General features: G+C 65.7%; 14 protein-coding genes. 3 read left to right on the plus strand and 11 right to left on the minus strand.

The window, feature by feature from the left end:
• Positions 1-3 precede the first annotated feature (3 nt).
• The gene (locus tag ACOGI7_RS08885; protein WP_419848402.1) at positions 4-1,563 is read right to left on the minus strand and encodes a hypothetical protein; all 1,560 of its coding nucleotides are present in this window, start codon (positions 1,561-1,563) and stop codon (positions 4-6) included.
• A gap of 92 nt (positions 1,564-1,655) precedes the next feature.
• On the opposite strand from ACOGI7_RS08885, the gene ACOGI7_RS08890 reads away from it, so the two are divergent.
• Positions 1,656-1,892: an Lrp/AsnC family transcriptional regulator gene (locus ACOGI7_RS08890; RefSeq protein ID WP_419847051.1), complete on the plus strand. Its 237-nt coding sequence runs from the start codon at positions 1,656-1,658 to the stop codon at positions 1,890-1,892.
• 19 nt (positions 1,893-1,911) lie between these two features.
• Here ACOGI7_RS08890 and ACOGI7_RS08895 read toward each other — a convergent pair whose 3' ends face one another.
• The 4 genes from ACOGI7_RS08895 to ACOGI7_RS08910 are packed head-to-tail and all read right to left on the minus strand — an operon-like array spanning position 1,912 to position 4,641.
• A complete protein-coding gene (locus ACOGI7_RS08895) occupies positions 1,912-2,298 on the minus strand; it encodes a hypothetical protein (protein WP_419848403.1) in 387 nt (128 codons plus the stop codon).
• Positions 2,295-3,095, minus strand: coding sequence for a PIG-L family deacetylase (locus ACOGI7_RS08900; protein WP_419848404.1), 801 nt, complete (start codon positions 3,093-3,095; stop codon positions 2,295-2,297). The genes ACOGI7_RS08895 and ACOGI7_RS08900 overlap by 4 nt, the downstream gene beginning before the upstream one ends.
• Positions 3,095-4,231, minus strand: a complete 1,137-nt coding sequence (locus ACOGI7_RS08905; protein ID WP_419851490.1) for a CaiB/BaiF CoA transferase family protein — start codon at positions 4,229-4,231, stop codon at positions 3,095-3,097. The genes ACOGI7_RS08900 and ACOGI7_RS08905 overlap by 1 nt, the downstream gene beginning before the upstream one ends.
• A 59-nt stretch (positions 4,232-4,290) precedes the next feature.
• On the minus strand, positions 4,291-4,641 hold the full coding sequence (locus tag ACOGI7_RS08910; protein WP_419848405.1) for a metallopeptidase family protein: 351 nt from the start codon (positions 4,639-4,641) through the stop codon (positions 4,291-4,293).
• Between the two features lie 78 nt (positions 4,642-4,719).
• Here ACOGI7_RS08910 and ACOGI7_RS08915 point away from each other — a divergent pair, with 78 nt between their 5' ends.
• Positions 4,720-6,168 carry an ATP-dependent helicase gene (locus tag ACOGI7_RS08915; protein ID WP_419848406.1) on the plus strand — a complete coding sequence of 483 codons (1,449 nt, stop codon included), beginning with the start codon at positions 4,720-4,722 and terminating at the stop codon, positions 6,166-6,168.
• Between the two features lie 17 nt (positions 6,169-6,185).
• Here ACOGI7_RS08915 and ACOGI7_RS08920 read toward each other — a convergent pair whose 3' ends face one another.
• A complete protein-coding gene (locus ACOGI7_RS08920; protein WP_419848407.1) occupies positions 6,186-8,336 on the minus strand; it encodes a cation:proton antiporter in 2,151 nt (716 codons plus the stop codon).
• A 7-nt stretch (positions 8,337-8,343) separates the two neighbouring features.
• Positions 8,344-9,168 carry an exodeoxyribonuclease III gene (locus ACOGI7_RS08925; protein WP_419848408.1) on the minus strand — a complete coding sequence of 275 codons (825 nt, stop codon included), beginning with the start codon at positions 9,166-9,168 and terminating at the stop codon, positions 8,344-8,346.
• 11 nt (positions 9,169-9,179) lie between these two features.
• Between ACOGI7_RS08925 and ACOGI7_RS08930 the strand changes: the two genes are divergently transcribed.
• A complete protein-coding gene (locus ACOGI7_RS08930; protein ID WP_419848409.1) occupies positions 9,180-12,875 on the plus strand; it encodes a multifunctional oxoglutarate decarboxylase/oxoglutarate dehydrogenase thiamine pyrophosphate-binding subunit/dihydrolipoyllysine-residue succinyltransferase subunit in 3,696 nt (1,231 codons plus the stop codon).
• On the opposite strand, the gene ACOGI7_RS08935 is transcribed toward ACOGI7_RS08930, so the two are convergent.
• The 4 genes from ACOGI7_RS08935 to ACOGI7_RS08950 all read right to left on the minus strand — a co-directional run bounded on the left by ACOGI7_RS08935 (position 12,872) and on the right by ACOGI7_RS08950 (position 17,191).
• On the minus strand, positions 12,872-14,494 hold the full coding sequence (locus ACOGI7_RS08935) for a SulP family inorganic anion transporter (protein WP_419848410.1): 1,623 nt from the start codon (positions 14,492-14,494) through the stop codon (positions 12,872-12,874). The genes ACOGI7_RS08930 and ACOGI7_RS08935 overlap by 4 nt on opposite strands.
• Positions 14,495-14,533: 39 nt before the next feature.
• Entirely contained in the window at positions 14,534-15,736 is a 1,203-nt protein-coding gene (locus tag ACOGI7_RS08940; RefSeq protein WP_419848411.1) for an amidohydrolase family protein, read from the minus strand.
• A gap of 67 nt (positions 15,737-15,803) precedes the next feature.
• Complete coding sequence (locus tag ACOGI7_RS08945) at positions 15,804-16,262, minus strand: HD domain-containing protein (protein WP_419848412.1); 459 nt, start codon at positions 16,260-16,262, stop codon at positions 15,804-15,806.
• Positions 16,259-17,191 carry a site-specific tyrosine recombinase gene (locus tag ACOGI7_RS08950; RefSeq protein WP_419848413.1) on the minus strand — a complete coding sequence of 311 codons (933 nt, stop codon included), beginning with the start codon at positions 17,189-17,191 and terminating at the stop codon, positions 16,259-16,261. The genes ACOGI7_RS08945 and ACOGI7_RS08950 overlap by 4 nt, the downstream gene beginning before the upstream one ends.
• Positions 17,192-17,193 lie beyond the last annotated feature (2 nt).

Here is a 17,193-nt window from a genome sequence, read left to right on the forward strand (position 1 = left end):
TTCTCAGCCCGGACCTCGCAGGACGCGGGTCTTGCCGTACATCGAGCCGAACAACAGCCGGCCGTCGTCGTCCACGGTCACCCCCGCGCCGATGGTGTTGAACTTGGAGCCCCCCAGCAGGTAGTGGAACCGCGACTCCCCGGTGGCCCAGTCGGCAGCCTCGATTGTCCAGCGGCCGTCGCGGACCCCGCAGGTGTAGACCAGCCCGCTCTCCTCGGCCACAAAGGGAACCGAGTTCGGGGACGATATGTCGAGGTTGACCCACGCCTCCTTCAGCTCTCGGGCCACCGGGTCCCATTCGTACTTGTGGAGACCGTGGGGCTGGTATTCCGGCTTGTGACCGAGCATGAAGCACAGCATCCGAGCAGCCTGGGCGGGAAAGCCATCGGGGATCGAGGCCGGCTCGTTGTTCACCGTCATGGCACCGTAGCCCGCCACAGTAATGGACTGTTCGGTCTTGATCTCAGCCAGGTCAGGGTCGCCCATGTTGGCCGGCCCGATGCCGGCGATGCGGCGGTCCGGCGCATTGGGCAGCTGCTCCCAGCTATCGGGAATCTCGTCCCGCCACAACAGCGTGATGTTGACAACGTCGTCGCCGTCGCCGATCACCACGAACTTGTCCTCGTCGGGGCCGAAGCCCATCAGCGAGGGCGTTGTTCCCGAACCGCAGCCGCCACCGTTGCGGTAGGGCACGGTCCAGCAGCCGTAAGCGGGATCATCGGTGAGCTCGGCTCCCGTCCAGCGCAGCTTGTGGTGGTGGTCGTTGGACGACACGTAGATGCCGTTGTCGCTGTCCACACAAATGCTGGTGCGGACCCAGCCGTAACCCGTATTGCCCCGCTCCGCTGCTCGCCGGGCACAGTACTCCGCAGCGACCTCAGCCCCGCCGGAGAGCTGGAGCGCGTGGTAGGCGCTGAAGTCGCGCTCGAGGACGACGACCCATCCATGGTCGGTGGACATCACCAGCTTGCCGTCGAAGGTCATGTTCATCCCCACGAAGAAACCCTCGATGTGGTCGGGCTTGTTCCACCGGTCCCGCTCCACAATGGGCGACGCCGGATCAGACGGATCGGTCTCCACATAGGCCACCGCGTGGTCCTTGCGGCCAAGGAACAGGGTGTGGTCGCAGTCGAGCAGCGCATAGACCCCGTCGATGCCGGTCATGAACTTCATGGACATCTCGATGGCGTGTTCGACGGCTTCCCAGCCGTCCTTCTCGTCAAAACCCCGGAGATATTCCTCCAACTCGACTACGGGGGTGCGCCCCTCTCCGCCGACGATCTCATGGTCGGCCAGCAGCTCAAGCGTCTCGTAGTCGAGCTTGGCGATGTTCTGGCGGCCGTTGCTCCACACCACCCGGCGGCCGTCGGGATAGTGCCCCGAGGTCAGGTGGCCGAAGTGGCCCGGGCCGAGCCAGGCGTACTGGAGGTCGGTGGCCTCGTCGAGAGCCTCGGTGGGGCCCTCTGGCCCTCGCCAGGGCACGTTGTCCTGCTGGTCGCACCGTCCGTGGGCGATGCCGTAGGAGGAACGGGCCAGATACGGGTTGTCCGGGGCGCGGTTCATAGGCCTACATCATTGCGCCGGGTCAAGCCCGCTATCCCACCGGAGCCGATCTTTGGTTACGATGCGGGATAACCAACCGGAGGTGTAGTCACGTGGGTGTCAGCTCTTATGTTCTGATCCAAACCGAAATGGACAAGGCCCGTCAGGTAGCCGAGGCCATCCGCGAGATCGATGGTGTGGTGATCTCTGAGATCATGACCGGCCCGTACGATGTAATCGCCAAGGCCGAGGCTGAATCCATGGATCAGCTGGGTCGCCTGGTGGTGAGCCAGATCCAGATGGTGGACGGCATCACGAGGACCCTCACCTGCCCCGTCGTAAACCTCTAACTCTGCTCATGGTCCCCGGCTAGCTGAGGATCATGGCCCGGATGGCCAGACCGGCCAGAAAGAAGCTGCCACCGGCATAGAGAAGCTCGCGTCGGTGGGCGAGCTGCATTCGGTAGGCGTAGACAATGGCCACCGCGGCGATGGCCGCGAAGCCATATAGGCGGTGCAGGTCTCCGGGATCGGCCCCCGAGCGGTTTTCCAGTACCACGCCCACGATCACCTGGGCAAAGATGGTCCCTTGGGCCGCGGCGATGAACGCCCACAACGGCCAGCCCCGCAACCGCGGCCGAAAGTGGGCGCCCAGAGCCCACCCCCCGGCGGCGGCGTTGGCCAACATCACCACCCAGGAGAACCAGTCGTGGAAGCCAGCCAGCGACGCGGCCAACAGGCCCGAACCTGCGCTCACCTGAACAAGTCGGTGGCGAAGTCGCCGGTGCGCGGAGGACCGGGGGCCACAAACCACTCGGTGCCGAAGGCGTCGGCGAACTGCTCGTCGGTCATGCTGCCGAAAAAGGAGTCAGCGGTGATCTGACTGGTGTGGGCCAACATGGCCGCCCGCTTGCGCTCCAGGTAGGCACCTACGTCCACCGCGTGGGTGATGTCGGCCTCATCGGTGCCGAACTCCTCCTCCCTCATCCGCTCGGCACGTTCGATATCGATGTCCTCCATCGCCTCGGCGAACGACTCCACCTCAGCCATCTGCCGCAGTATCTGGGTTCGGTTCATGGTGGCGTGGAACACCTTCTCGATTCCGGCATGGCGGGCCGCCTCCACCCCCACCCGGTGTACCTGGATGTGGTCGGGATGGCCATAGCCGCCGTGATCGTCGTACACGGTGAGCACGTCGGCGGACTCCTCCTCCAAGATGCGCCTCAGTCGCTCCACGGCCTCGTCGAAGTCGGCCTGCCAGAAGCTGGCGGGATTGTTGTTGGCCTCGTCGCCGGCCATCCCCGAGTCTTCGTAGCCCAGGAACTCCACCCGGTGGGCGCCGATGATCCGGGCCGCCTCCAGAGTCTCGGCCTCCCGACGCTCCCCCAGTGATTCGCCCGGGCTCAGCGTCCCGGGCACCGGTTCGCCCTGCTCACCCTTGGTGGCCACCACCAGCACCACCCGGTGGCCGTCGTCGGCCGCCTTCATCATGGTGCCCGAGGTGGCAATGGCCTCGTCATCGGGATGGGCATGGAAGTTCACCATGGTGGCCATTATCTGACGGCACCCGATTCCCTCAGCGCCGCCACCTCAGCGGGGGCGAATCCCCAGTCGCCCAGCACCTCGGCGGTGTGCTGGCCGGGATTGGGGGCGGGGCGGGCGATCTGGGCGGGGGTGCGGCTGAAGCGGGGCGCCGGACCGGGCTGCACAGCGCCGCCCACCTCTACAAACGTGCCTCGAGCAATGTTGTGGGGATGCTTCGGGGCCTCGGCCAGGCTGAGAACCGGCGCGAAGCAAGCGTCGGAGCCGTCGAGGATCTCGCACCACTCGTCACGGGTCTTGGCTTTGATCGCCGCGGTCAGGCGGGTTCGCATCTCCGGCCATGTTGAGCGGTCGTTCTGGTCGATCCCGTCGCGGTCGATGCCCACCTTGTCCACCATCTCGGCGAAGAACTGCGGCTCCAGCGAGCCCAGCGAGATGTACTCGCCGTCGGCGCACTCGTAGACGTCGTAGAACCAGGCGCCGGTGTCCAGCAGGTTGGTGCCCCTCGGCCCCCATGCCCCCATGGCCTGCATGCCATAGATCATGGTGATCAGCAGGGCAGAACCCTCCACCATGGAGGCGTCAACCACTTGGCCCTGGCCCGAGGTGCGGGCCTCCAGCATTCCGGCCAGCATCCCGAGGGCCAACAGCATCCCTCCCCCGCCGAAGTCGCCGGCCAGATTCACCGGGGGCACCGGCGCCTCACCCTCCCGGCCGATCGCCCCCAGCACGCCCGACAGCGCGATGTAGTTGATGTCGTGGCCGGCCATGGACGCGTACGGGCCGTCTTGGCCCCATCCGGTCATGCGCCCGTACACCAGCTTCGGGTTGCGGGCGAGGCAGGCGTCGGGGCCGATGCCCAGGCGCTCGGCCACCCCGGGACGGAAACCCTCGATCAGCCCGTCGGCGCCCTCCACCAGCTTGAGCACGGCTTCGGCCCCGTCGGGGTTCTTGAGGTCGATGCCCAAGCTGCGCCGGCCCCGGTTCAACAAATCGGGATGGGGGGTTGCGGGAACCTCGTCGCGGACCCGGTCGGCCCGGTCCACCCGAACCACGTCGGCCCCCAAGTCGGCCAGCATCATGGCGGCGAACGGCCCGGGCCCGATCCCGGCGATCTCCACTACGCGAATGCCTTTGAGCGGTCCCATGCTGCCTCCCGATCTCTCCACCGCTGGGACAGTACCCGCGTTTTCCCTGACTACCTTGGTCAAGACCAGCCGAGCTCATCGAGGCGGTCGTCTTCGATACCGAAGTGGTGAGCCACCTCGTGGATAACGGTGATTCCCACCTGCTCCACCACCTCGGCCTCGGTGTCGCACCCCTCGCAGATCGGCAGCCGGTAGATGTAGATGCGGTCGGGCAGCACCATCTCTCCCCCGCCATAGTCGACCCGATCCGTGAGCGGCACCCCGTCATACAGTCCCCATATGTCGGGGTCGTCGCCCTCATCCTCCACCAGCACCGCCACGTTCTCCATCAGCTCGGCCAGATCATCGGGTATCTCATCCAGCGCCTGCGCCACCAAAGCCTCAAACCGCTCCCGCGACACCGCAACCATCCCCGCCATCCTCCCACAAGAATGAAGCCCCTTGACCTGGCCGAATGCAATTGTCACATCCGCCGGTAGTTTGGTGTGGTGACCGTGCTGGAAGGGCTCATGGACGGGCTGAACGAGCGGCAGAGGGCTGCGGTGAGCGCACCAGGCACTCCGCTGTGCATCCGGGCTGGGGCGGGCACGGGCAAGACCAGGGTGCTCACCCGCCGAATTGCCCACCAGGCTGACGTCGGCGCCATCGACCCCAAGCGCACGCTGGCGCTCACATTTACCCGCAAGGCGGCAAACGAACTGCGAGACCGCCTGGCCGGGCTGGGGCTGAGGGATTCGGTGAGCGCGGGCACCTTCCACAGCGCGGCGTTCGCCCAGTTGCGCACCCGCTGGGCCGAGAAGGGGATCCGGCCCCCGGATCTTGTGCAGGACAAGCGAGGCATTGTGGCCCGAGTGGCAAAGCAAGTCGGGATGCGGCTGGCCAAAGCCGAAGTTCAGGATGCGATGACCGAGATCGAGTGGGCCAAGGCCCGGCGCATCACCCCCGACGGCTACCCCGAGGCGGCTGCCAGTCTCCGCCGGTGGCCAGCCTTGGGCCACGCCGCGATTGTCGACCTCTATCAGCGATACGAGGCCGAGAAGACCAAGCGGAGGGTGGTGGACTTCGACGATCTGCTCATATTGGCTCTGCGGGACCTCACCGACGACGCCGACTACGCCGAGGCCCGCCGATGGAGCTACCGGCACCTGTTCATCGACGAATTCCAGGATGTGAACCGGCTCCAGTTCGACTTGCTCCGGGCCTGGCTGGGGGATCCCAATGACCTGTGCGCGGTGGGCGACCCCAACCAGGCGATCTACAGTTGGAACGGAGCGGATTCCGACTACATCGAGCGGTTCGCCCACTGGTTCCCCGGCGCCGAGGTGCTCGATCTGGTGGACAACTACCGCTCCACTCCCCAGATTCTGGCCGCGGGCCGGGCAGTCTTGCCGGCGGGGGCGGCCATATTGACGTCCCACAACCTGAACGGTCCCCGACCGACGGTGAGCACCCATGCCGACGATTTCGACGAGGCAACCACCATCGCCCGAGCACTGCGCGACGCCAAGAGCCCCGAGACGGCGTGGTCGTCGATGGCCGTGCTAGCCCGCACCAACGCCCAAACCGCCAAGCTGGCCAATGCTCTGGGCAGAGCACAGATCCCCTGTCGAGTTCGCATCGACTCCCACCGCACCGAAGGCGGCACCGGATCAGCCCCGGCCAGCGGCGCCGACGCAGTAGACGTGGCCACGTTCCATGCGGCCAAGGGTCTGGAGTGGCCCATCGTCCACCTGGCCGGAATGGAGCAGGGCCTGGTGCCCATCAGCCGAGCCCAGACGCCAGCCGAGATCGCTGAAGAGCGGCGGCTGCTCTACGTAGCCATCACAAGGGCCGAGCGCGAGTTGCACTGCCACTGGGCCTCCGAGCGGGCCTTCGGAGACCGGACATCAGCCCGCTCCCCCTCGCCCTATCTGAACGACATCCTCAGCGCCCTCTGAGCTGAACCCTCCGCGGGCTAGAGGTCGAACGGAATGAGCACCACCACCACGGTGGCGTCGCAATCCCGGAGCACCTGCTCCACCCGATGGCCCAAGAACGGGCGGTCGCCGACACGGCGGAGGTTGGCGCCCATTACCACCAGATCGGCCTCTATATCCCGGGCCAGGCTCAAAATCTCATCGGCCGGCGAGGTGCCGTCCATGACCACCGTCTGGGTTGTCGCCCCCAGTTCAACGGCGAGCGACTCGGCTTGGGCCACCACCTGCACACCGACGACGGAGCCGCTGCGGGCAGTCATCCGGCGGCTGAACAGAGACGGCAGCCCTGCGGGCTCGCTCCGAACGGTGTTGACGTGGGTGAGGTGCAGCTCGGTGCCGAGTTGGGCGCTGAGGTTGAAGGCCACCTCTTGGGCGGCCCGCGACACCGGGCTGCCGGTGACCGGCACCACCGCCCGGCTGTACGCCCCCGGCAAAGGCCGGTCCAGGTTTCTCGCCCGGCGCACCACCACCACCGGAATGGGGCTCTCTGACAAGACCCCGTCTACCAGGGGCGAGATCACCTGCATGGTGTCGGCGTAGTCCTGAGCACCCAGCCCGATAACGCCGAACCCCAGCCGACTCTCGTCGATTATGGCTCGCACCGGATCTTCTCCGCGCACCCGCCGGTGCTCTAGGGCCCGGTCGTGCAGCACGTTGCGCAGTGGCGTGATGTCCACTTCGGCATCACGGTGGGCGACCGTGAGCACGGTGGCCCCGGCTTCAATCGGCCAGGCGAAGTGCAGAACCTGGGCGGCGGCGATGGACTCCGGGCCGCCCCGGCTGGGCAGCAGGAGCCGGGAGGTTCGCACCACCAGATTGCGGCTCAGCGCCTGCTCCCGGCCCAACCGCTCTTGCTCATCGGGAGTGCCCTGCCAGTTGTTCACCACCCCTCGCAACGTGGCCGAGGCGAACAGCGAAGTGAGCACCGGCACCAGCACGATTACCGAGAAGGCAGTGGGGCTGAACACCCCGACGCTCAAACCCACCGTGGCGATGACGATCTCCAGCGTCCCCCGGGCGTTCAGTCCGGCACCCAAGGCCAGTCCCGCCCGGTGAGTGCGGCCAGCGAGGCGGGCACCGCCGTAAGCCCCGGCAAACTTGAAGACGATAGCCACCGCGAGCACGATCAAGGCCCACCAAAGGGCCTCGGCGTTGTTCAACAAGCGGAGATCTACCTGCAAGCCGGCGGTGGCGAAGAAAACCGGCGCGAACAGAGCGTTGGTCAGACCCTCCAGGTGGTGAATAACGTCCTCGTGCTGGAACCGGGACCGGTGCAGCACCACCCCGGCAACAAACGCCCCCAACACCGCTTCCACCTTCAGCCACTCAGTGGCCACTCCGAATCCCAGCATGGTCACTATGGCCACGGCCAGTGCTGCGGCCAGGCTGCCCCCGGTGCGCCGCACCTGCCGCAGCAGCAGATCCACCAGCCGCTGGCCCACAGTCAGTGCCAACACCCCGAAGGCCGCAATCCCCCCCAGCGTGGCCAACACCTGTCCAGCCGACACTCCGCCTGAGGTGGCCAAGCCGGTGAACACGCCCAACAAGATCCAGCCAACCACATCGTTGGCCATACCCGCGGCCACGGTGATCTGGCCGAAGTCCCGGCGCATCAGGCCCAGTTCGCTGAGGATCTTGGCTACAACCGCCAAAGACGACACGGCGAGCGCCAGGGCCACGAACAGCGTGAACGTGAGCCGTTCGGCATCCTCGCCCAAGAAGAGCGAGGGCAGCAACAGGCCGACCACGATGCCCCCGATCAACGGCACCACCAGGCTTCCGGTGGTGACCAGAAGGGCTGGCCGCCCTAATTTGGAAATGAGCCCCAAGTCGGTCTCGAACCCGGTCACCACCAACAGCAGAGCCACCCCTACCCAACTGACCGCGGCCAGCAGGGTCCATTGCGCGCCTTGGCCGATCTCCGGCAAGAACCACTCGAAGCCCGACTTCCACACCACCCCGAACACCGACGGCCCCAACACCAGACCGGCCAGAAGCGCTCCCACCACCGAGGGCATCCCCACCCTTCTCATCACCAGACCGAAGAGATGGGAAACAGCCACCAGCACCAAGATGTTCACCCAAAAGACCAGGAGGTCGAACCCTCCCGTTTCGGCGGCAAAGACCATCGCGGTTTCAGCCGTCCCTGGCGGCTTCGCCCCAGTCGAAGTCCACCACCACCGGGGCGTGGTCCGACGGCTTCTCCCCCTTGCGGGCGTTGCGGTCCATGAGCGCAGTGGTCACCCGATGGGCCAGCGGCTCGCTGGCCATCACCATGTCGATGCGCATGCCCTGGCGCTTGTGAAACCGCCCCGCCTGGTAGTCCCAGAAGGTGTACAGGCCGTCTTGGGGCCACCGCTGGCGGAACACATCGACCAAGCCCCACTCTGCCACCGCGCCGAACGCATCGCGTTCGGGATCGCTCACGTGGGTAAGCCCCTCGAAGGCGGCGATGTCCCATACGTCGTTGTCGGCCGGGGCGACGTTGAAATCCCCGGCCACCACCACCGGTCCCCCGGCATCGGCATTGGCCTCCAGATGGGCTCGAAGCCGGCCCAGCCAATCGATCTTGTAGTGATAGTGGTCGTGGCCCAACTCCCGCCCGTTGGGGATATAGGCGCTGGCCACCCGCACTCCCCCACACGTGGCCCACACGATGCGGGCGTCGGGGTCGTCCTCGCGGCCGTCGGCGAACCCGTTGCCGGGGTCGGCCAGCCCCACCCGGCTCAAAATAGCCACCCCGTTCCACCTTCCCTGGCCGTGATGGGCCCACTCATAACCCATGGCCTCGAAGGCCAGGCCGGGAAAGGCCTCGTCGGCCATCTTGGTCTCCTGCATACACAGCACATCGGGGTCGGCCAGCTCCAGCCATTCCTGTACTCGGGGCATGCGGGCGTTCAGGGAGTTCACATTCCAAGTGGCCAGCCGCACCCGCAGAACCTTAGTGGTCCCGAAGTTCATAGACTCTCCCCATGGCCCCGGACCCAGAGTCGATGGTCGGCCAGAACGCCTGGCTGGTAGACGAGATGCACCGCCAGTACCTGGCCGATCCCAAGTCGGTCAGCGAGAGCTGGCAGGACTTCTTCTCCGACTACCGCCCCGACCGAGTCCTCCCCGAGTCGGCCGCCCCGGTGGCCCGGCTTCAGGCAGTGCCCGATCCAGCTGAGGTCGCCGAGCCCTTGCCGGGCGATCCGCTGCGGGGGGCGGCCGCTCGCATCGCCCGCAATATGGAGGCCAGCCTGGCCGTCCCCACCGCCACCAGCTTCCGGGAGGTGCCGGCCAAGCTGCTCGACGTCAACCGCCGGATCGTCAACGGCTACCTGGGACGCACCGACGGGCGCAAAGTGTCGTACACCCATCTGATCGCCTACGCCGTGGTGCGGGCCATCGCCAACCACATGCCGGTGATGAACTCCACCTTTGTCGACATCGACAGCGGACCCCGAGTCGTCCGCCACGCTCACATCGGACTGGGCATCGCAGTGGACGTGGAAAAGTCCGATGGATCCCGCTCCCTTCTGGTGCCGTGCATTCCCGAAGCCGACACGCTGGACTTCCCCGACTTCGTGGAGTTCTACGACACCATGATCCGCAAGGTGCGGAACAACGATCTGAGCCCCGACGACTTCGCCGGAGTCACCGTCAGCATCACCAATCCCGGCACCATCGGCACGGTGCAGTCAGTGCCCCGGCTCATGCCCGGCCAAGGGGTCATCGTCGGCGTGGGCACGATCGACTACCCCACCGCTTACCAGGCTGCCGACGCCCGCACACTGGCCGATTTGGGGGTGTCGAAGGTGATCACCCTGTCTTCCACCTACGACCATCGCATCATCCAGGGCGCCGAATCGGGCATGTTCTTGGGTGCAGTCCACGAACTGCTGCTGGGCAAGCACGACTTCTACGACGACATCTTCCGGGCGGTGGGCGTGCCCTATGAGGCGGTGCGCTGGCGACCCGACATCCTTCCCCTCGACCGAGAGCAGGCCGTGATCACCAAGCAGGTGCAGGTGAACGCGCTCATCAACATGCACCGGGTGCGGGGCCACCTCATCGCCGATCTCGATCCGCTGTCGGCCAGCGAGCCCGAGATGCACGCTGAACTCGACCCGGCCACCTACGGCCTGACCATCTGGGACCTCGACCGGGAGTTCCTCACCACCGGGCTGGGCGGCATCGACATGGGCCAGCCCGACGGCAAGATGCCGCTGGGCGAGATCCTGCATGTGCTCCGCAACGCCTACTGCCGCACCGTGGGCGTGGAGTACATGCACATCCAGGAACCCGACGAGAAGCAGTGGATCCAGGAGCAGGTGGAGGCGACGGGCGCCCCGGTGGGGCTCGATGAGAAGCTGCATATCCTGGATCGGCTGAACGCGGCCGAGGCTCTGGAGCGATTCTTGGACACCAAGTACGTGGGCCAGAAGCGGTTCGGGATCGAGGGAGCCGAGAGCGCCATCGTGGTGTTGGACGCGGTGCTGGGCAAGGCCGCCGACCTGGGCATGGCCTCGGCGATCATGGGCATGGCCCACCGGGGACGGCTGAACGTGCTGGTCAACATCGTGGGCAAGGACTACGGACAGCTGTTCGGCGAGTTCGAGGGGAACCTGGACGAGTCGTCCACCCAGGGGTCGGGCGACGTGAAGTACCACCTGGGGATGACCTCGGAATTCGAGAGCATGGCCGGCAATCGGATCCCCGTGGAATTGGCCGCCAACCCGTCGCACTTGGAGGCGGTCAACCCGGTGGTGGAGGGCATGGTCCGGGCCCGCTTGGACCACCTCATCCACGACCAGGGCGAGCACAGCCCGGTCAGCGGGCTGGTCCGAGGCCAGGTCGCCGACGAGGACGATCGCTGCCCGGTGCTGCCCGTGCTGGTGCACGGCGATGCCGCCTTCGCCGGTCAGGGGGTGGTGAGCGAGACCCTGAACCTGTCGCTGATCCAGGGCTACCGCACCGGGGGCACGGTGCATTTGGTGGTGAACAACCAGGTGGGGTTCACCACCACGGCGGAGTCAGCCCGCTCCAGCTACTACTGCACCGACGTGGCCAAGATGATCCAAGCCCCCATCTTCCACGTCAACGGCGATGACCCCGAGGCCTGCGCCCGGGTAGCCCACCTGGCGCTGGCCTACCGCAATCACTTCCACAAAGACGTGGTGATCGACATGTGGTGCTACCGGCGCCAAGGGCACAACGAGGCCGACGACCCCAGCTACACCCAGCCGGAGATGTACCGGCGAATCGAGGGCCATCGCTCAGTGCGAAAGCGGTACGTGGAGTCGCTGGTGAAGCGAGGGGACATAACCCTGGAAGAGGCCGAGCGGGCCATGGACGAATTCCGGGCCAAACTCCAAAAGGCATTGGAGGAAACCCGAGATCAGGCGGCAGACGAGAGCCCGGGCGAGACCGTTGGAACCAGGGCAGCAGGCAGGAGAGAGCTCCAGCTGTCGATTTCGGGGGGACTGTCCGGCCCCACTCCCCATGTCGCCCCACCGGTGGATACCGGCGTGCCGGAAAAGCAGATCGAGCGGGTGTTCAGCGCGCTGACATCAATTCCCGGCGGGTTCGTGCTGCATCCCAAGCTGGCCCGCCAGTTCGAGGCCCGCGACACCATGATGGCGGAGGGCATGGTGGACTGGGGACTGGCCGAGGCGCTGGCCTTCGGCACCCTGCTCGACGAGGGGACCTCCATTCGCCTGGCCGGCCAGGACTCCCGCCGGGGAACGTTCTCCCACCGCCACAGCACGCTGGTGTGCAACCAAACGGCCCGAGAGCACTGCCCGTTGGCCGGGCTGGCCCGCCACGGGGCCAAGCTGTGGGTGTACGACTCACTGCTCTCGGAATACGCCGCCCTGGGATTCGAATACGGCTATTCGGTGGGCGATACCGACGCGCTCGTCCTTTGGGAGGCCCAATTCGGAGATTTCGTCAACGGTGCCCAGATCATCATCGATCAGTTCGTCGTGTCGGCCGAGGACAAATGGAACCAGCACTCGGGACTGGTCATGCTGCTGCCCCACGGCTTCGAGGGCCAGGGGCCGGAGCACTCTTCGGGGCGGATCGAGCGGTTCCTCCAGTCGGTGGCCGAGAACAACATCCGGGTGGCCAACCTGTCGACCGCGGCCCAGTACTTCCATTTGCTCCGCGACCAGGCCATGCGCTCGACCCGCAAGCCGCTGGTGCTGTTCACTCCGAAGTCGCTGCTGCGCCACCGCGACGCGAGATCACCGGTGGCCGACCTGACCAGCGGCTGGTTCTCACCGGTTCTGGGCGACAGGAACGGTCCTGAGTCGGGACAGGCCACCGGGGTTGTGCTGGCCAGCGGCAAGATCTGCCATGAGGCCATCGCCCAGCGAGACCGGGACGGCATCCCCGCTGCCGTGCTGCGGGTCGAGCAGCTCTATCCCTGGCCGGCCAGCGCCCTGGCCGAGGCCCTCGACCACTACCCCAAGGTCGACAAGATCGTCTGGCTCCAAGAGGAGCCGCAGAACATGGGCCCGTGGAACTACGTGAAAGGGCACCTTTACGACGCATTCGGCGACCGCTGCGACATCCTCAGAGCGAGTCGCAGCGAGTCGTCCAGCCCGGCCACCGGCAGCGCCGCAGTACACGTCCAGGAGCAATCCGAGCTCATTGCCCGGACCTTCGAATCGCTGAATTCCTAGGCGCCGAGCAGCCTCCTGGCGACTCCTCGGGCCTCGTCCAGGGTTTCGACGATTTGATCCTCGGGAACCCGCTGAAGAGCGTCCAGGGACCACAAGGTGCGGGCGGGCAGCCCGGTGAGGGCCAACACGATGCACTCGGTGTCCTGGTCGATGGCGGAGTCGATGAGCTGCTCGAGCACCAACGCCGCGCTGTCGTCAATGTAGACGGTCTCGGAGAAATCGAAGATCACCACTTCGTGATCCCGAATGTCCACGCTGACGGTATTGATGATCTTGTTGGACGACGCCACTGAGAAGCTTCCCCGGAAGGCAACCATGCCGACTCTTGCGGCATGGAGGTCTGCCTCGCCTTCGGATGACGTCACCTCGCCTTTGAAGAACACCTGGTCCAAGATCGGCACTGAAACCACGTTGTCCATCTCCAGGCGCTCGAACTGCCGAGCGCGGGTCATGCCGGCGATGATCAGCCCGATGGCCACCGCGGTGATCAAGTCGACGAACACGGTCAGGCCGAACGTGGCGAACATGATGAACAGGTGCTCTCGGTGCAGTCGGGTGACCTTGGTCAAGAACCGCCAGTCCATGATGTCCCAGCCCACCTTCATCAAGATGCCGGCCAGCGCGGCATGGGGGATCTCTTCCACGTACGTTCCCAGGCCGAGAACCAAGGCCAGCAATATCAGGGCTCGCAACACGCCGGAGACCCGGCTGTGGCCGCCGGCCCGGATGTTGACCACTGTGCCCATGGTCGCCCCGGCTCCAGGCGTTCCACCGATGAATCCGACCATCATGTTGCCGATGCCCTGGCCGATCAGCTCGCGATTGGGCTGGTGGCTGGTGCGGGTCATCGAATCGGCCACCAGCGAGGTGAGCAGGCTGTCGATCGACCCCAAGAGTGCGATGGTCAGCGCCGGCTGCACGGCCCGGGCCAGCAAGTCGCCCGATAGTTCGGGCAGCTCGAAGTCGGGCAATCCTGTCGGCACATCTCCGATCACGGGAGTGTCGCTGAGCCACAGCAGGCTGAGCAGCGTTCCGATGACCAGCGCCATCAGCATCGAGGGAACGAAGACCCGGAGGCGGGGGGGCCAGAAAATGCAGACGCCCAGCGAGACTGCTGCGATGGCCAGCGAGCTGAAGTTGACATCGCTGAACACGTCGGGCCAAGAGCGAACCGCGTCGATTGGCCCGCCGAGCTTCACGTCTGCTCCCAAGAACGGCAGGGTCTGCACCAAGATGATGATCACCCCGATCCCTGACATGAACCCCGACACCACTGAGTACGGCGTGTACACCACGAAACGGCCGATTCGCAGCAATCCCAGGCAGATCTGCAACAGGCCCGCCATGACGACGATGGTGAATGCCTCTTCGAGGTTCTCGGCATGGCTGGTTACCACCACCGCCATGGCCAGCGCCATCGGGCCCGTGGGCCCCGAGATCTGCGCCCGGGTGCCTCCGAAGACTGCGGCGAACAGGCCCAGAGCGATCGCCCCGTACATACCCGCCATCGGTCCCAGCCCGGATGCCACCCCGAACGCCAATGCCGTGGGGAGCCCGACCACCGCCGCGGTGATACCGCCGAACGAGTCTTCGCGAAAACTGTGCAGGTTGTAGCTCATAGCAACAGGCCGTATCGGCCCCACCGAGCTTAGGCCATTTCAGTCAATGTCAAGATTGAGAAGTCGAGCGGCGTTGCCCCGCACCAGCTTGTGGACCACGTCGGGGGGCAGGTGGCCCATCATGTCCTCCGCCACCTTCTTGGTGTGGGGCCAAGTTGTGTCGGTGTGGGGATAGTCGGTCTCGAACGTCACGTTGTCCACCCCTACCTCGTCCAGCGACTTCAACCCGTGGTTGTCGCGGAAGAAGCAGCCGTAGATCTGCCGGTAGTAGTAGGTGGACGGCGGTTCGGGGACGATGTCCCTCACCCCTCCCCAGGCTCGGTGCTCGCTCCAGACGTCGTCGCAGCGCTCCAAGATGTAGGGGATCCACCCGATCTGGCCTTCGGAGTAGGCCAGCTTCAGTTCGGGAAATCTCACCAGCACCCCGGAGAACAGGAAATCGCTCATCGACGCGATGGCGTTGTTGAAGCTGAGCGAGGCCGCCACCGCGGGCGGTGCGTCGGGAGAGGCCGCCGGCATCACCGAGGAGGAGCCGATGTGCATGCACACCGCAGTGGCGGTGTTTTGGCAGGCGGCGAAGAACGGATCCCAGTAGTCGGTGTGGATGCTGGGCAGGCCCAGGTTGGGGGCGATCTCCGAGAAGCAGACGGCATGGCAGCCCCGAGCGGCGTTGCGCTCCACTTCGGCCTTGGCCAGCTCCACATCCCACAGCGGGATGATGGCCAGGGGGATGAGCGCTCCGTTCGAGTCCCCGCACCACTCCTCGATCATGAAGTCGTTGTAGGCCTGAACACAGGCCAGAGCGAGTTCTTTGTCTTCGGCCTCCAAGAAGGTCTGGCCGCAGAACCGGGGGAACGTCGGGAACGACAGCGACGCCTCCACATGGTTCATCTCCATGTCCTCCACCCGGGCCTTGGGCTCGTAGCACCCGGGCCGCATCTCGTCGAAGGTGATGGGCACGGCCTCCATGTCATCGCGGTCGAAGCCCACTGCGGCCACGTGGCGCTTGTTGGGGTAGACGAGATCCTCATAGAACCAGACGTCGCCCCATGGACCGTCTTCTACGTCCAGCTCGTAGGTGTACATCTTGGGTCCGCCGGTATAGGTGATGGGCCCCACCCGGCGGCGCTCGACTCGCGGGCCTCGCTCCTTGAACCGCTCCGGCAGCCAGCTCTGCCACAGGTGTGCGGGCTCTACGAGGTGGTCGTCCACGCTGATGATCTTGGGAATCTCGGTGCGCACGGGCTGAAGCCTACCGGCATCAGTGAGAAGTGGTCTGATCGGTTGGCGAAAGCCAACCGGCTGCTCGTTAGTCTGCAGCAGCCAGAGCGGCGGCAACCTCAGGAGGAAGAGAGGATTTGAGCGGGGGGAGGTGGTGCTCCGCGGCCCACACCGCGGTGAGTTGGGCACTGCCCGCTTCACGCAGCATTTCCGCACCCACGCGGGGGTGATCCCGGTATTCGGCCCACCGGCCTCGAAGGCCGCGGGGAAAGACCACCCCCACCAGGGTGGCGCCCACGCGGGCCCACGTCCCCAGACCAGCCCGGATTTTTCCCGCGTCGTGAAGAGCAGCCGCCACGCGCTGGAAATCATCGGCCAATGCGGGGCATCGGGCCGAGCGCAGCGCGTGGCAGCGGTCTGCCGCGCTCATCTGCCGGTAGAGCACGGCCTCGGCCTCGGTGAGCAGGCCTAACAGCCAAGCCTCATCAGTGGGATCGGGACGCTTATCGACAATCGACTGGAGGAAGCGCCGAACCAGGTGGATCAACGCTTCAACACCGCCCGAGGATGGGCTGCTCGGTACGCCTCCCACAGCTTCTCCTTGGACACCATCGTGTAGATCTGCGTGTTGTGGATGGAGGCATGGCCTAAGAGCTCTTGTACCGCCCTGATGTCTGCTCCGTGGTCCAGTAGGTGGGTGGCGAAAGAGTGGCGAAACACGTGAGGGGAGACTTTGGCGCCCAGTCCCACTTGCTGAGCCCTCTTTTTCACCACACCCCAGGCCCCCTGCCGCGACAGGCGCCGTCCCCGCTGGTTCAGCCAAACCGCTTCTTGGTCGTGTTGAGACTGCCACCGCTCGGGCTCCATCTCCCCTCGCCCGGCGGGAACCAGCCAGGCAGTGAGCGCTTCGTGGGCGCAGCGGCCCACCGGCAGTAGCCGTTCCTTGTGTCCCTTTCCCAATACCCGAACCGTTGTCGCACCTAGGTCCAAATCGGCCATCGACATTCCGATTAGCTCAGCGATGCGCATACCGGTGCCGTAGAGCACTTCCAATAGGGCGCGATCCCGTCGCGCTACCGGGTCGGTGCCAGCCACCGCGTCCAAAATGGCATCCACTTCGGCCTCGCTCAGCGCCTTGGGCACGGCTTTGGGCACTGTGGGAAGCTCCAAATGGGAACCGGGGTCATCGGATCGCACACCCTCCACAACGAGGAACTGGTGAAAGGTCCGTACTGCGGCCATTGCCCGCTTCACCGATGCCAAAGCCATCCCCCGACTCTGCTGGTGGTGCATGAACGCCAAGACGTCCTCTTCGCTAGCCGTTTCGGGGCTGCTGCCCCGGGAGGTCAAGACCTCGCAATAGCCGTTCAGATCTCGGCGATAGGCCTCACAGGTGGAGCGAGCACGGCCCCGTTCCAGCACCAGCCAATCCAAGAACTCCTCGACCCCGCTCCCTGCACTCACCGCGGCAGGCATCG

This window comes from Candidatus Poriferisocius sp. (assembly GCF_965204145.1).
Taxonomy (GTDB): domain Bacteria; phylum Actinomycetota; class Acidimicrobiia; order Acidimicrobiales; family Bin134; genus Poriferisocius.